Annotated in this window: 16 protein-coding genes; 7 read left to right on the top strand and 9 right to left on the bottom strand. The window is 63.9% G+C overall.

Annotated elements, in window-relative coordinates; translation table 11 throughout:
• Positions 1 to 59 precede the first annotated feature (59 nt).
• Positions 60 to 704, top strand: coding sequence for a ribosome biogenesis GTP-binding protein YihA/YsxC (gene yihA / locus ACLI1C_RS03290; protein ID WP_411395429.1), 645 nt, complete (start codon positions 60 to 62; stop codon positions 702 to 704).
• 37 nt (positions 705 to 741) lie between these two features.
• Here the strand turns inward: yihA and ACLI1C_RS03285 are convergent, their stop codons facing one another.
• The 6 genes from ACLI1C_RS03285 to ACLI1C_RS03260 form a co-directional block, all read right to left on the bottom strand.
• Positions 742 to 1,131 carry a DUF1801 domain-containing protein gene (locus ACLI1C_RS03285; protein WP_411395428.1) on the bottom strand — a complete coding sequence of 130 codons (390 nt, stop codon included), beginning with the start codon at positions 1,129 to 1,131 and terminating at the stop codon, positions 742 to 744.
• Between the two features lie 10 nt (positions 1,132 to 1,141).
• The gene (locus tag ACLI1C_RS03280; protein ID WP_411395427.1) at positions 1,142 to 1,849 is read right to left on the bottom strand and encodes a type 1 glutamine amidotransferase; all 708 of its coding nucleotides are present in this window, start codon (positions 1,847 to 1,849) and stop codon (positions 1,142 to 1,144) included.
• 202 nt (positions 1,850 to 2,051) lie between these two features.
• A complete protein-coding gene (msrB, locus tag ACLI1C_RS03275; RefSeq protein WP_411395426.1) occupies positions 2,052 to 2,546 on the bottom strand; it encodes a peptide-methionine (R)-S-oxide reductase MsrB in 495 nt (164 codons plus the stop codon).
• Positions 2,547 to 2,731: 185 nt separating this feature from the next.
• Entirely contained in the window at positions 2,732 to 3,262 is a 531-nt protein-coding gene (locus ACLI1C_RS03270) for a fasciclin domain-containing protein (RefSeq protein WP_411398199.1), read from the bottom strand.
• A 277-nt stretch (positions 3,263 to 3,539) separates the two neighbouring features.
• Positions 3,540 to 4,259 (bottom strand): anti-sigma factor domain-containing protein, encoded by a 720-nt coding sequence (locus ACLI1C_RS03265; RefSeq protein ID WP_411395425.1) that lies wholly within the window; start codon positions 4,257 to 4,259, stop codon positions 3,540 to 3,542.
• Positions 4,256 to 4,810, bottom strand: coding sequence for a sigma-70 family RNA polymerase sigma factor (locus tag ACLI1C_RS03260; RefSeq protein ID WP_411395424.1), 555 nt, complete (start codon positions 4,808 to 4,810; stop codon positions 4,256 to 4,258). The genes ACLI1C_RS03265 and ACLI1C_RS03260 overlap by 4 nt, the downstream gene beginning before the upstream one ends.
• 186 nt (positions 4,811 to 4,996) lie before the next feature.
• Here ACLI1C_RS03260 and argB point away from each other — a divergent pair, with 186 nt between their 5' ends.
• Together argB and ACLI1C_RS03250 are read left to right on the top strand one after the other, a co-directional pair.
• Positions 4,997 to 5,899 (top strand): acetylglutamate kinase, encoded by a 903-nt coding sequence (gene argB / locus ACLI1C_RS03255; RefSeq protein WP_411395423.1) that lies wholly within the window; start codon positions 4,997 to 4,999, stop codon positions 5,897 to 5,899.
• Positions 5,900 to 6,005: 106 nt separating this feature from the next.
• Positions 6,006 to 6,680 carry an outer membrane protein gene (locus tag ACLI1C_RS03250; RefSeq protein WP_411395422.1) on the top strand — a complete coding sequence of 225 codons (675 nt, stop codon included), beginning with the start codon at positions 6,006 to 6,008 and terminating at the stop codon, positions 6,678 to 6,680.
• A gap of 62 nt (positions 6,681 to 6,742) precedes the next feature.
• On the opposite strand, the gene ACLI1C_RS03245 is transcribed toward ACLI1C_RS03250, so the two are convergent.
• Both ACLI1C_RS03245 and ACLI1C_RS03240 read right to left on the bottom strand, forming a co-directional pair.
• On the bottom strand, positions 6,743 to 8,239 hold the full coding sequence (locus ACLI1C_RS03245; RefSeq protein ID WP_411395421.1) for a DHA2 family efflux MFS transporter permease subunit: 1,497 nt from the start codon (positions 8,237 to 8,239) through the stop codon (positions 6,743 to 6,745).
• Positions 8,229 to 8,864, bottom strand: a complete 636-nt coding sequence (locus tag ACLI1C_RS03240) for a TetR/AcrR family transcriptional regulator (protein ID WP_411395420.1) — start codon at positions 8,862 to 8,864, stop codon at positions 8,229 to 8,231. The genes ACLI1C_RS03245 and ACLI1C_RS03240 overlap by 11 nt, the downstream gene beginning before the upstream one ends.
• A gap of 732 nt (positions 8,865 to 9,596) precedes the next feature.
• Here ACLI1C_RS03240 and ilvA point away from each other — a divergent pair.
• From ilvA to ACLI1C_RS03225, 3 genes are all read left to right on the top strand, one after another.
• Positions 9,597 to 11,120: a threonine ammonia-lyase, biosynthetic gene (ilvA, locus tag ACLI1C_RS03235; protein ID WP_411395419.1), complete on the top strand. Its 1,524-nt coding sequence runs from the start codon at positions 9,597 to 9,599 to the stop codon at positions 11,118 to 11,120.
• Between the two features lie 188 nt (positions 11,121 to 11,308).
• Positions 11,309 to 12,556, top strand: coding sequence for a hypothetical protein (locus ACLI1C_RS03230; protein WP_411395418.1), 1,248 nt, complete (start codon positions 11,309 to 11,311; stop codon positions 12,554 to 12,556).
• 88 nt (positions 12,557 to 12,644) lie between these two features.
• Positions 12,645 to 13,340, top strand: a complete 696-nt coding sequence (locus tag ACLI1C_RS03225; RefSeq protein ID WP_411398197.1) for a pyrimidine 5'-nucleotidase — start codon at positions 12,645 to 12,647, stop codon at positions 13,338 to 13,340.
• On the opposite strand, the gene ACLI1C_RS03220 is transcribed toward ACLI1C_RS03225, so the two are convergent.
• Positions 13,341 to 13,715, bottom strand: coding sequence for a VOC family protein (locus ACLI1C_RS03220; protein WP_411395417.1), 375 nt, complete (start codon positions 13,713 to 13,715; stop codon positions 13,341 to 13,343).
• 175 nt (positions 13,716 to 13,890) lie between these two features.
• Here ACLI1C_RS03220 and ACLI1C_RS03215 point away from each other — a divergent pair, with 175 nt between their 5' ends.
• A complete protein-coding gene (locus ACLI1C_RS03215; RefSeq protein WP_411395416.1) occupies positions 13,891 to 14,880 on the top strand; it encodes a potassium channel beta subunit family protein in 990 nt (329 codons plus the stop codon).
• Positions 14,881 to 14,947: the final 67 nt, after the last annotated feature.

Genomic DNA, 14,947 nt, shown 5'->3' with positions numbered 1-14,947 from the left:
GAACCGGAAAACCGGTGACCACTTTTCCCGGAAGCGCTCAATTCGAAGCGAGCACAAGCATGACCGACATCGATTACGCACCTGATATGATCGAACGTGGCCGCCTGCTGTTCGCGCGGCCGTTCCTCTTCATCAAGGGCTGCGTGCGCATCGCCGACCTGCCCCCGATGGACAAGGTCGAGATCGCCTTTGCCGGGCGCTCCAATGTGGGCAAGTCGAGCCTGATCAACGCCCTTTGTGGCACCTCGGCGCTGGCACGGACGTCCAACACGCCCGGCCGCACGCAGGAGCTCAACATCTTCGAGAGCCAGAGCGAAGACCTGCGCATTGTCGACATGCCCGGCTATGGCTATGCCAAGGCGCCGGAAGACAAGGTGCGCGCCTGGACCAAGCTGATCCACCAGTATCTCACCGGCCGAGCCACCCTGCGCCGGGTCTATGTGCTGGTCGATGGCCGCCATGGTCCCAAGGACAATGACCTGACGGTGATGAACGAGCTCGACAAGTCGGCGGTGAGCTACCAGGTGGTGCTCACCAAGGCGGACAAGCCGCTCGCCAAGGATCTCGAAAAGGTCATCGCCGCGACCAGGGCCGCCATCGCCAAGCGCCCGGCGGCGCATCCCCATGTCATCCTGACCTCGTCGCACAAGGGCGACGGGCTGCGGGAATTGCGGACCGAAATCGCGATGCTGCTCGAGAGCTGAGTTTTCTTGCCTCTCCCTTTGGGGCGAGGTGCAGTGCCTAGCGCGTCGTGCAGGCCACCCAGCGGCGCAGGATATCGGGCAGCGCCGCGGATTTTTCCTGGAGGTCGGCCGCGTCCCTGAAGGTCAGGACGCCGCGGTCCGGCGCGGCCCAGGCGATCAGCTTTGCCGGATCTTCGAAACGAAAGAAGTCGTCGGCGCCGGCCTTGGCGCCGCGATGCAGGATCAGCTGCAGCCGGTCCCCGGGATGGAGCCGCATGGTGATGCGGTCATCCTCGCCAGGCCCGAAGCTGGGTGCATTCCACTTGATACGCTCGACCAGCCCGGGAACGGCATCCAGGATCAGCCGGCGTAGGGCCTCGATCTCGGGCTTGCGGGCATGCTGGAGACCATCAAGATACGAATCGACCGCTGAAATCTGCTCAGCCACGACCCCCACGTCACCGCCCCTTGAAGAACTGCCCGATATAGCCCGCAAGGTCGGCGCTCTGGGACGGCGTGGCAATGGAGGAGACGGCAGTTTCCACCACATTGTCCGGCGCCTTGCCACGCCGCAGCTCGGCCAGGGCAATGGTGTAGTCGTCGGTGAATTCGGGATGCGGCTGCACGCTCATCGCCGCGCCATTGCGATAGGCCAGGCCCGCATTGGGCGTGAAATCGGACCTGAGGATCACCTGCGCCTCGGCCGGCGGCACGATGACCTGGTCCTGATGCGAACAGGCCACGGCCAGCGTACCCGGCGCGCTGCGCATGAAGTCGGGCCGGGCGGCAACGCCATAGCGGTGCCGGCCAAGCCCCCAGCCCTTTTCCGACTTGCGAACGTCCCCGCCCAGCGCATCGGCCATGATCTGGTGCCCGAAGCAGACGCCCAGCATGGGCGTGTTGCTGCCATAGGCCTTGCGGATGAAGGCGCGCAGCGGATCGAGCCAGGGCAGGTCGTCATAGACGCCGGCAGCCGAGCCGGTGATGACAATGCCATCCAGCTGGCCGGGATCAGGAAAGGGCGCGCCGTCCGAGACCGGCACCATGTCATAGGAAAAGCCCTGCCCCGTGGCATCGAACATGGCCTCGAACATCTTGCGATAGGGGCCGAACCGGCCGCGCAACGGCGCCGGCACTTCGCCGGTCTGGATGATGGTGAGTTTCATGAGGACAACACAAGGTGGGAGGTCGATACGCCCCTATACCCTACCCCGTCGTTCCCGCGAAAGCATGATTGTCGCGCGGGGGAGAGGTCGTCCCCTTGGGAGGCCCTCTCCGGGAACCGTGCGAGGGGAAGGCCCCCTCACCCGGCGCTGCGCGCCGACCTCTCCCCCGAAGGGAGAGGCAAGTACCGCTTGCGTCGGGCTGTTACGCCGCCGCGAACTTCAGCGCCACGCCATTGATGCAATAGCGCAGGCCGGTGGGCTGGGGGCCGTCTTCGAAGACGTGGCCCTGATGGCCACCGCAATTGGAGCAGTGGACTTCGGTGCGCTGCATGAACAGCGTGTTGTCGACCGAGGTGCCCAGGGCACCATCGATGAAGGTGTAGAAGCTCGGCCAGCCGGTACCGCTGTCATATTTGGTTTCGGAGGCAAAGAGCGGCTGGTCGCAGCCGGCGCAGAGGAAGGTGCCGGCGCGCTTTTCGTCATTGAGCGGGGAGGTGAACGGGCGCTCGGTGCCCTCGTGCCGCAGCACGTCATAGGCGGCAGGGTCGAGCCTGGCCTTCCACTCTTCGTCGGTCAGCTTGAAGGGAAAATCGCCTTCGGCAGCCTCTACCGACGCCATGGGACGCAGCAGGCCAAAGGTTGCGAGTGCGGCGATGGCCGAGCCACCCAGGAGCACGTTGCGACGGTCGATTGCCATGTGGTCTTCCTTTCAGAAGTTGCCCCGCGCCCGGGACCGCAGGAGGGAAATGCGGGCGGCGGCGCGGGGCGGATTTGACGGCCAGTGTAGATCCTCGGGCAAGGCAATGGCACGTCAAGTTATGGTGAGAGGTCGCAGGGCGCGACCCCTCTCAAAGGCGCCATTCGAAGCGGCGCCCCGTTTGGTTACATGGCCGACTTGGGGGTCAGCACGGCATCGATCACGTGGATGACGCCGTTGGACTGGATCACGTCGGCAATTGTGACGTTGGCAACGGTGCCATTCTCGTCGGTCACGGTGACCTTGCCGTCAGCGGCCTTGAGGGTCAGCTTGCAACCACCCACGGTGTCCACGACATGCTCGCCGCCATCAGCTTCAACCATGCCGACGATGTCGGTGGAGAGTGCCTTGGCCGGGATCACGTGGCAGGCCAGGATGGTGGAGAGCATTTCCTTGTTCTCGGGCAGCAGCAGCGTGTCGACCGTGCCGGCCGGCAGCGCGTCAAACGCGGCATTGACCGGAGCGAGCACGGTGAACGGGCCTTCGCCCGACAGGGTCTCGACGAGGCCAGCAGCCTGGACAGCGGCAACCAGGGTGGTGTGGTCGGCAGAGTTCACGGCGTTTTCGACAATGTTCTTGTCGGCAAACATGGCAGCGCCGCCAACTTCAGGATTGTCCTGGGCCATTGCGCCACCGATCGAGGCGACGGTCAGCATGGCGGCAACGGAGAGAGCGCGAAGAGAGAGATTCATTGGATAGTTCCTTCCTGTGTTTCTTTCCCATTGTTCGGCTGGGACATGCGAAGGAACGGCAGCTTTCCGGCAAAGTTTCAGATTGTTTCGCATCGGCCGAAAATAATCGACGGGCGCATGAGAAAATTGGATTTTTTTAGATTTTTCATAGACTTAATGAACAGCGCCGCAGACCTTGCCTGGTCTGCGGCGCTGCTTTTGGCGTCTGCGTTTTTATTTCTTTTTTGGTGATCCAGACGAACTAGATCTTCGTAACGGCGCCCTTGGCGACGATGGGGCCATGCGGGTTGCCATCGGGCGAGCCGCCGGCCTGTTCCAGCGTGATGGCAAGGACCGAGCCCTCGCCCCAGCCCGCCATGACTTCGGGCGAGATGGTCACCGCGCTGCGCTCGTTGACCGGAATGACGCCCATGGAAATGGGGGCATTGTCGCCCTGAATGGCCCAGAGCTCGAAATCCTTGTCCGGCACGGCTTCGCCCGACAGCGCGGTCAGCCGCACATTGCCGCTGCCATCATAGAGCGCAACGAATTTGACATTGCTGCCCTCTTCTTCCAGCGCGGCGACGAGCTGGGTGGTCAGCGCGCCGACATCGGGCGCGGGCTGCATGAGATTGAAGCCAACCGCGGCCACGGCCACGGCGAGGGCACCGGCGGCGATGCCGCGCCACACCATCAGGCTGTTCCAGAGCGACTGCACCGGCCGCGGCTTGACGAGATCGCCAAAGGCACGGGCCTCGATGGCGGCATAGATATGGCTGGGAACCGGGGTCTCTTCATATTCGCTGTTGAGCGCGGCAAAGCGGTTCACCCAGAAGTCGCGCTCGGCGCGCAGGGCCTGGTCGTTCTCGATCAGCCGGCCGACGCGCTCATGCTCGGCAGCCGAAAGCAGGCCAAGCACATATTCGGCGACGAGCGCATTGCGTCCGGCATAGTCGCTACTGCTGTCGTCGCTCATGCTCATGCCGAAAGACAGTCCTTCAATCTGATCAGGCTGCGGCGCAGCCAGGTTCGCATCGTATTCAACGGCACGGCGTGACGGCTGGCCAGTTCCTCGTAGCTATAGCCATCGAGATAGGCGCCGCGCACGGCATCGGCACGATCGGGTTCGAGCGTGCCCAGGCAGTGCTCGATGCGGCCCCGTTCCTGGCTGTCCTCGGTCGCCCGTTCGGGGGTCGGACCGCTGTCAGGGATTTCCAGCGCCACATCAATATCGTCCGCAGGCGGCCGGCGGGCCCTCAGTATATCCAGCGAATGGTTGCGCGCCACGGCCACCAGCCAGCTGATCGGGCTGGTATTGCCGGCAACATAGCGATCGGCGCGCTGCCAGATCTTCACATAGACTTCCTGAATGGCTTCCTCGGCTTCCGAGCGGTCCTTCAAGATACGCAGCGTTACCCCGAAGAGTTTCGCGCTGGTCCGCTCGTAGAGAATGCGGAAGGCGGCCCGGTCGCGCAAGGCACAGCGCGCAATCAGGTCGGCAATGTCTGCGGACGGCGTCTGCATGACGGACATGGCTATCGGTGATCTCCTCGGCGCCAGCTGCTCGCCCTTGCCCGGTGCGATACATGGCTGGTCCACAACGCAGCATAAAGCAAATTGGATCAGTGCGTTTGCCCAGAACCGCCTTTTCCTTTGCGCATTGATGCTCTAGACCCGTTGCGGTCTCAGTGCCGCCTTGCCAACAGAATGGGTCCGTCCATGACAGATCAGACTTCATCGAACGACCGGTTCAGCCACGATGCCGGCATCCTCGCGCAGGCGCTGCCCTATATGCAGCGCTACGAGGGCAAGACCGTCGTGGTCAAATATGGCGGCCATGCCATGGGCGATCTCAAGCTCGGCCAAGCCTTTGCGCGCGACATCGCGCTGCTCAAGCAGTCCAAGGTCAATCCGATCGTGGTGCATGGCGGCGGGCCACAGATCGCGCTGATGCTCAAGAATCTCGGCATCGAATCCAAGTTCGAGGGCGGGCTGCGCGTCACCGATGCGCGGACGATGGAAATCGTCGAGATGGTGCTGGCGGGCTCCATCAACAAGGAAATCGTCGCGCTGATCAATGCCGAGGGCGAATGGGCCATTGGCCTCTGCGGCAAGGACGGCAACATGGTCTTTGCCAAAAAGGCCGTGAAGATGGTCAAGGACCCGACCTCCAATATCGAGAAAGCGCTCGACCTGGGCTTTGTCGGCGAGCCGGTGGAAGTTGATCGCACCCTGCTCGACCTGCTGGCCCGCTCGGAGATGATCCCGGTCATCGCCCCGGTTGCCCCGGGCCGGGACGGCAATACCTACAATATCAATGCCGACACCTTTGCCGGCGCCATTGCCGGCTCGCTCGGCGCCAAGCGCCTGCTGTTCCTCACCGACGTGCCCGGCGTGCTGGACCGCGACGGCAAGCTCATTCCCGAGCTCAGCGTGCGCGAGGCCAAGGAGCTGATTGCCGACGGCACCATTTCGGGCGGCATGATCCCCAAGGTGGAGACCTGTCTCGAAGCGCTGGAAAACGGCGTCGAGGGCGTGGTCATCCTCAATGGCAAGATGCCGCATGTCGTGCTGGTCGAGCTCTTCACCGAGTTCGGCGCCGGCACGCTCATCGTTCGCTAACCATGGGCCGCACTCCCGTCGATTTGACGGGGGTGTGGCGCATTTGGCATAGCCCGATGCGGACAAGTCGTGGCAAATTTTAGACAGTAATTTCCGGGGGTTTAGCATGCGTTCCAAGATCACACTGGCGGCGAGCCTGGTCGCCGCTACCTTTGGCCTCCCCGCCGTGGCGCAGGCGCAGTCCATGGTGGCGCCGGTCGTCACCAGCGGCATGTACCAGCCGAGCTATTCGGCTTGGGACGGCTTCTACCTGGGTGCGCAGGGCAGCCTGATCGGCATGAAGAGCCATGAAACCAACACGGTGATCGCCACGCCGCCGGCCACCGAGCAGCTGCTGGGCGATATCGGCGGCAGCGCCGGTGTCTTTGCCGGCTATCGCTATCAGCTCAATGACTGGCTGGTGCTGGGCGTCGATGCTGAAGTCAACAATGTCGCCACCCAGTTCGAGTATAACGGCCTCAACTATGGCGCGCTGAAGTGGGATGCCGCGGTGCGCGCCACGCTCGGCTACCCAGTGGCCAGCAACGTGCTGGCCTATGGCACGGTGGGTTATTCCTGGGGCCGGTTCGACATGTCGCCTGCCCTTGGCGCCGGCTCGGAATTCACCGCCGGCGGCTTCCAGCTCGGCTTGGGCGTCGACATGATGGTCACCCAGAACCTGATGGCGCGCCTCAACGCGACCTGGACCCATTATGGCGTCAACACGGTGCCCGGCCCGGCGGGCCGCACCAGCGAGCCGAGCAATTCGGTGGTGCGCGCGGGTCTGGCCTGGAAGTTCTAGGCTCCAGCCAATCGGAATCAAAAAGGCCGCCCCACCGGGCGGCCTTTGCTTTTGGGCGGAGGCTAGGCCTCGACCAGGGTGGGCTGCACCGGGACGGCGCGGCCCGGACCATGCCCGCCGGGGCGCTTGAACAGGGGCGCCATCAGCAGCACGAGGCCGAAACTGCCCACCACATACCAGAGCGCCAGGCTCGAGGCGCCGGCAAAGGCGGCATGCTGGCTGGCGCCGGTGGCGAAGGCCCCGCCCAGGTTGCTGAAGAAGATCTCGCCAATAAAGGCCACGCCGAGCGCGCCGCCCACCTGCTGGAAGGCCTGCAGCGCCCCCGAGCCCGAGCCCGCATCGCGCGGCGGCACATTGGCCAGCACCAGCTGGAACAGCGAGGAAAAGCCCAGGCCGAGGCCGATACCGGCAATCAGCAGCGGCAGCAGGAAGGCCAGGCTGTCAATGCTGTCGCTCACCCCGGCAATGTAGAAATGCAGCCAGCCGATGCCGATGACCAGCAAAGCGCCAGAGGTGGCAAGGCGCGCACGCAGGTAGCGGGCGCCGAAGCGTCCGGCGATGACCGAGGCGATGAGCACGCCGACCGAGAAGGGCGTATTGGTCAGCCCCGATTGCAGCGGGGTGAAGTCGAAACCGCCCTGCAGCAGCAGCGAGATCACCATGAACATGCCCGGAATGCCCGAGGCGAAGACGGTGATGACGAAGGCGCCGAACATGAACTGGCGATTGGTGATCAGGTCGAAGTTCAGCAATTGCGGGGCGCCGATGGCGGCACGGCGCCGCGTCCAGAGCACAAAGGCCACCAGCAGGCCGAGGCCGGCTGCCATCATGGCGAAGGCCCAAAGCGGCCAGCCATAGGCGCGGCCCTCGATGATGGGGAAGACCACCGCCAATATGCCCAGGCCGAAGAGGCCGATGCCGACATAGTCGTTGCGGAGGGCGCCATGGCCGGGCAGGCGCGGAATGAGGAACCAGCCGGCGATGATGGCGGCAATGCCGATGGGAATGTTGACGAGGAAGATGGGCTGCCAGTCCATGCCGAAGAGATTTGCGGAGATCAGCACGCCGCCCAGGATCGGGCCGCAGACCGAGGCGAGGCCGGCGGACAGGCCGAACAGCGAAAAGGCCTGACCCCGCTCATGGGGCGGGAAGGTCACCGTGGCGATGGCCAGCACCTGCGGCGTCATCATGGCCCCGGCCAGCCCCTGGATGACGCGGGCGATGATGAGGAATTCGATATTAGGCGCCAGCCCGCACAGGGCGGAGGCGGCGGTAAAGCCGGCCACGCCCCACAGAAAGAGCCTGGTGCGGCCCAGGATGTCGCCGAGACGGCCAAAGGGCAGCAGGCCAAGCGCGAAGGCCAGGATATAGGCGGCAACCACCCATTCGATCTGGCTGTCGGTGGCGCCCAGGCCGTCGCGCATCGAAGGCAGCGCCACATTGACGATGGTCACGTCGATCAGGTTCATGAAATTGGCAATGAGCAGGACGAACAGCGCCAGCCAGCGGCGCGGATCGGGAGCGGCCGGCGCTCCGGCAGTATGGGTGTCAGCGGACATCGGACATTCCTTGCGATGAATTTGTTTGAATAACGAAGGCGCGTTCCAGCTCGGCCGTGACGGCGGCAAGCGAAACGCGAAACTGGGTCCATTGCCGGCGGCAATCGGAGAGCGCGGCCGTGGTGATGAGCGCCGCAGCCGTCGGATCGAGGTCGGCGCGGAACGAGCCATCGGCGGTGCCGAGGCGGAAGATGTCGGCAAACTGGTGCCGCCAGAAATCATACATGGGCGCCACGATCACCCCGATCGCCGGGTCGCGGCGGCCGCGCTCGATCATTTCGGTGAGCACGACGATGAGTTCGGGATTGTCTTCCATGGTCTCGCGGAAATCCTCGAACTCCATGCGCAACTGCTCGAGGGCGGTCTTGCCGACGCGCGAGCGCCGCTCCGACTGCGCCCGGAAATCGCTGCGCAGGCTCTCCGCCACCAAAGCCACCAGCGCCTCCTTGGAGGGCACATGATAATGCAGCGTCGCGATATTGATGCCGACACGCGCGGCAATGTCGCGCATGCGCAGACCTTCGAGGCCCTTCTCGATGATGATGGCCCGCGCCGCCGCGGCAATGGCCAGCCGTCGGTCATCGCCGCTTTCACGCTTGGAGCTATGGGAAAGGTCGGAAATCATGCGCGTATCCAGGAGACAATGGCAGACCCTATAGCTCAAGATCCTTCTTCAATCAATCGTTTGATTGAGTGCTGTCGGTTGTGGGGAGAGTGACACACCTGGCGGCAGGACCAGGCATCTCAGGATGGATCCCGGCGCAAGGGCGCGATGACATCGAAGTTGTAGAGGCATGGCGCCCCATCCACCGCGCAACCCCATGCTTGGACGGGTGCGGAGGGCAGTTCAGCGGATGAGACTGGGTCGCGCCCGCGAGTGGAGCGAAACCTCCCCCTTGATGGGGGAGGTAGGAGGGGGTGACGGTTGGTCCCGATATCCGGGCCAAACACACCCCCACCCTTGATCCCTCCCCGCAAGGGGGAGGGTGTCGACTGCACCATCAAGCACCCAATTATCCCCCTCCCCAAAACCTGTGGCACAATCCTCCCCATCACTCCGCATGGGCGGCCTGCAGGCGAACAGTGGCGGGGTGAGCCGGGCGCGGGCTTTGCCTCTCGCGCAGGTTCGAGATCCGGCCGCAGCATGGCGAGCGATCATGCGGCGCGATAACCGGGACTGTTCCAAAAACCGGCGCCCCGAGGCGGCTGTCGTCTCGTTTTTAAATTTCCAGAGGCGGCATCCGCCTCGGGGTCCGTCCATTTGTGAAAACCGCGCTCCAGGCGGCGCTTCCGCACGCCCGATTGACAAAACCGTGCGCCGGGCATCCAACACCCCCAGCAATCGGAGTGCCTGCCCATGCTGGACTATGTCCGCCGCATCCTCACCTCGTCGGTCTATGAAGTGGCCGAGGAGACCCCGCTCGACCGGATGGAGCTGCTGTCCGCCCGGCTGGGGCGGGAGGTGCTGCTCAAGCGCGAGGACATGCAGCCGGTCTTCTCCTTCAAGATCCGCGGCGCCCATAACCGCATCGCGCAGCTCGACGCCGCCGAACGCGCCCGCGGCGTCATCTGCGCCTCGGCGGGCAATCACGCACAGGGCGTGGCGCTGTCGGCCACGCGGCTGGGCATCCGTGCCGTCATCGTCATGCCCACCACGACGCCGGTCATCAAGATCAATGCGGTGCGCCGGCTGGGGGGCGAGGTCGTGCTGTTCGGCGACGGCTTCGACGCCGCCCGCGCGCATGCCGCCGAGCTCGCGGCCAAGCATGGCTATGTCGTGGTGCATCCCTTCGATGACCCCGATGTCATCGCCGGCCAGGGCACGATCGGCATGGAGCTGCTGCGCCAGCATCCGGGCGAAGTCGGCGCCATCTATATACCGGTCGGCGGGGGCGGCCTCGCCGCCGGCATCGCCGCCTTCGTCAAGTTCCTGCGCCCCGATATCAGGGTCATCGGCGTCGAGCCCGAAGAGGCCGCCAGCATGAAGGCGGCCATTGCCGCCGGCCATCCGGTGGCGCTCGACCAGGTTGGGCTGTTCGCCGATGGCGTCGCGGTACGCCAGGTGGGCACCGAGACCTTCCGGCTGTGCCGCGAGCTGCTCGATGACATCGTTACCGTCACGGCCGACGAGATCTGCGCCGCCATCAAGGACATTTTCGATGACATGCGGGCCATTGCCGAACCGGCCGGGGCGCTGGCGCTGGCCGGGCTGCGCCGGCAGGTGGAGCGGGGCGAGGCGCCGGCGGGCGCGCTGATCGCCATCAATTCGGGCGCCAATGTCAATTTCGACCGGCTGCGCTATGTGGCCGAGCGCGCCGAGATCGGCGAGCGGGCCGAGGCGCTCCTCAGCGTCGAAATCCCCGAGCGACCGGGCAGCTACCGCGCCTTCATCCGCCTGCTCGGGCAGCGCGCCATCACGGAGTTCAACTATCGCTTCGCCCACGGCGCCACCGCCAAGATCTTCGTCGGCATCAAGCTGACGCAGGGCGATACGGAAAAGCACGAGATCATCGCCATGCTGGAAAAGCATGGCCTGGGCGTCACCGACATGACCGACAACGAGGTGGCCAAGCTGCATGTCCGCCACATGGTGGGCGGCCGGGTCAACGACCTGCGCGACGAAGTGGTCTATCGCTTCCAGTTTCCCGAACGACCCGGCGCCCTGCTCAAGTTTCTCGAAGGGCTCAATGACGAGTGGAACATTTCGCTGTTCCACTATCGCAATCATGGTGCCGACTATGGCCGCGTGCTGGTGGGGGTGCAGGTGCCGGCGGCGACGCATGCCGACTTCATCGCCCATATCGAGGCCGTGGGCTTTCCCTACTGGGACGAGACGAACAACCCCGCCTATCGCCAGTTCCTTGACCACGAGCGGAGCTGAACGGGTCATTCATTGGGGATACATCGTTATGACGCAATAAACCGACAATAGAAATGCTGGGCCGATTTGTGACCAGAATCTATTGCAATTCAACGCTCAGCGGGCCATCTGCCATCATATGGCGCTGGTTCTACTGTCGAATGCGCCCACCCCGACAAAACAAACCAGAACAAGTGCCGGAGATGACAATGAGGACAATCCAGACCGCCCGCCTGCTGCTGCTCAGCGGCGTTGCGACCACCGCCCTGATGGGCCCTGCCATGGCGCTGGAGGCCCAGGCCTTCGTCGATCGCGTGGCGGAAGTCTACAAGACCATCGGCTATGATTTCAGCTTCGGCGCGGCCACCCTCGATGGCGACACCATCACGGTCGATGGCGTGACGGTCGGCTTCGAGCCCGAAGCGGGCGTTGAGCCGATGACCTTCGACACGGAAATCACTTTCAGCGGCGTCGTGGAAGGCGCTGACGGCAGCTACACCGCCCACTCGGTGACCATTCCCGATATCGACACCGAATTTGCCAGTGCGCCCGAGCCAGTGGGCCACCTGACCCTGAGCGATATCAGCGCCGAAGGCCTCTACCTACCCGCCGGCGAGACCATCCCTGCCGTGGCGCTGCTGCAGCTGGTGCAGTCGATCAGCACCGGTCCGCTGTCCGTCACCCGCGACGGGGTGGAAGTCATCTCCGTCGATGCGATGGAAGCCACCACCACCTTCAACCCAGCCCAGGGCAGCGCTGACCTGGCCGACCTCAGCTCGACCCTGGCCATCAGCGGCATCTGGCTCGACCTCTCCACGGTCGGCGAGGAAGACGCGACCGCCGGCGCCGTGATCGAGTCGCTCGGACTCACCACGGTCAGCGGCGACATTACCCAGGACATGACCTGGTCGATGGCCGATGGCCATCTTGTGCTCAACGAGTTCCTGTTCGACTTCGCCGATCTGGGTGCGCTCAACCTCACCACCGATCTCACCGGTCTCACGCCGGACGTGCTCGACCAGATCTATGCCATGCAGGCCGCAATGGGCGATGGCGGCGAGATGACCGAAGAGCAGGCGCAGGCCCAGATGATGAGTGGCATGGCGCTGATGCAGGGCGTCAATATCGTGGGCACCTCGGTGCGCTATGACGATGCCTCGCTGGCCGGCAAGCTGCTGGACTTCTTTGCCGCCCAGTCCGGCGCCGATCGCGCCACGTTCGTCGAAGGCCTCAAGGCCAGCCTGCCGAGCATGATCGCCGAGTCGGGCGTGCCGGCCCTGGCCGACCTGATCGTGCCCCCGGTCTCGACCTTCCTTGACGATCCGCAGAGCCTTGAAGTCAAGGTGGCGCCGGCGTCGCCCACCTCGCTGCTGGTGCTGATGGCCGCTGCCGCCAATCCGGCGGGCCTGATCACCGCCCTGGGCCTGGCCGTCGAAGCCAATAGCCCGGCCGAATAGCCATCCGGGAGCGGCGTTCGCGCCGCTCCCGCAGACTTTATATGAAACATTCAGCATTTGAGCGCATAGTGGGCCGACCATGAATGACATGTCGTCCCCGCCTGTCCGCAGCCTCAGCCACGTTACCGATTGGGTGTTCGATCTCGACAACACCCTTTACCCGCGCAGCTGCAACCTGTTCGCCCAGATCGATATCCGCATCACCAATTACGTGATGGACCTGACCCGGCTCGATTTCGAGGCGGCGCGTGCCCTGCAGAAGACTTATTACCGGGACTTCGGCACCACGCTGAACGGGTTGATGAGCCAGCACGAGGTCGATCCGGACCATTTCCTCAATACGGTCCATGCCATCGACTATTCCCCGGTCGATGCGCATCCCGACCTGGTCGAGGCCATCCGCGCCCTGCCCGGCCGCAAGTTCATCCTGACCAATGGCGATACCGGCCATGCCCGCGCCGTGATGAAACGGCTGGGCTGTGACGACATCTTCGAGCATGTGCACGACATCCGCGCCATGACCTATGTGCCCAAGCCGCATCGCCAAGCCTATGACGGCTTCTTTGCCCTTCACGGCATCGATCCGACCCGGGCCATCATGTTCGACGATCTGGAAAAGAACCTCGTCGTGCCGCATGCCGTCGGCATGTCGACGGTGCAGGTCGTGGCCGATGAAGGCTTCGTGCATGAACAGGTCGACGCCTGGGAGCTCGACCGGACCGCCGGGCCGCATGTGCATCACATCACGGACGACCTCGCCAGGTTCCTGCGCGAACTGCCCTGACTACATATTGTTGAGATGCAGGATATTGCCGTCCGGATCCTTGAACCAGACGGCCTTGAACCCGTCGGCGCTGTGGATGCCGTCCGCATAGTCGAGGCCCAACTCGGGATAGTGCTCGAAACTTATCCCCTTGCCCGCAAGATTGGCGACAATGGCCTCGATCCGGTCGCCAACACCCCAGACGACCGCATTGGCCTTGTTGGTGCCGGCGAGGTTGGAAACATAGACTACGAGCGTGGTCTTGCCGGTTTTGAAGGAGAGCACAGCGTCGTCGCCCTGGGTCAGTTCGAGCCCGAGCTTGTTCTGGTAGAAATCCCTGGCGCGGGAGAGGTCCTTGACCGCCACGATAGCGGCTGAATCGATGTCGGTGAGCATGGCCATGTCCTTGCTGCCTTTCATTGGATACGAACGCGATGGTTCGCGTCATGGTTCAAGGACGGTCGGGGCCCGGCTTTACAGACAGCGTCCCAGCCAGTATTAACGCTAACTCCATCGGCGATTGCCGATGCAGCAAGGCGGCCAGCGCCGCAGTACATTCAGGGATAGTCACATGGAATATCGTCGCTTGGGCAAATCTGGCCTCAAGGTCAGCGAACTGTCGCTTGGAAGCTGGGTCACCTTCTCCAAGCAGGTGGACGAGAAGGAAGCCATGGCGCTGATGGGCCTGGCCTATGACGAGGGCGTCAACTTCTTCGACAATGCCGAAGGCTACGAGGCCGGCGAATCCGAGGCCCTGATGGGCGCGGCGCTCAACAAGCTGGGCTGGAGCCGCGATTCCTATTCGGTTTCGTCCAAGGTGTTCTGGGGCGGCAGCAAGCCGACGCAGAAGGGCCTCAGCCGCAAGCATGTCACCGAGGCCGCCCATGCCGCGCTCAAGCGCCTGCAGGTGGATTATCTCGACCTCTATTTCTGCCACCGCCCGGACATCGATACCCCGATCGAGGAAACCGTCTGGGCGATGCATAACCTGATCACCCAGGGCAAGGTGCTCTATTGGGGCACGTCGGAATGGACCGCCCAGCAGCTCACCGAGGCCTGGGGTTTTGCCCGCGCCAACAGCCTGATCGGCCCGGCCATGGAGCAGCCGCAATACAACCTCTTCGTGCGCGAAAAGGTCGAGCACGACTACCTGCCGCTCTATGAGCTGATGGGCCTGGGCACCACGATCTGGTCGCCGCTCGCCTCGGGCGCGCTAACCGGCAAATACAATGACGGCATTCCCGCCGACAGCCGCATGAACCTGCCGGGCTATGAATGGCTCAAGAAGGAATGGACCAGCGAGGAGGGCAAGGCCAAGCTCGACAAGATCAAGCAGCTGGCGGCGCTGGGCAAGGAGATCGGCCTGCCGGTCCACCATCTGGCCTTGTTGTGGTGCCTGCACAACCCGCATGTCTCCACCGTCATCCTGGGCGCCTCCAAGAAGGCCCAGCTCGAGGACAATCTCTCGGCCCTCAAGTCCAAGGCCAAGCTCACTCCCGATGTGATCGAGAAGATCGAAGCCATCATGGGCAACAAGCCCAAGGCATTCGAGCGGTATTGAGACGCTGACTTTGCAGTCGACACCCTCCCCCTTGCGGGGAGGGATCGAGGGTGGGGGGTGTTTGGCC

It is taken from the genome of Devosia sp. XGJD_8 (genome assembly GCF_046614475.1).
In the GTDB taxonomy this organism is placed as follows: Bacteria; Pseudomonadota; Alphaproteobacteria; order Rhizobiales; family Devosiaceae; genus Devosia.
Note: the sequence above shows the minus strand (reverse complement) of the source record. Positions and strands in the feature narration are given on the sequence as shown.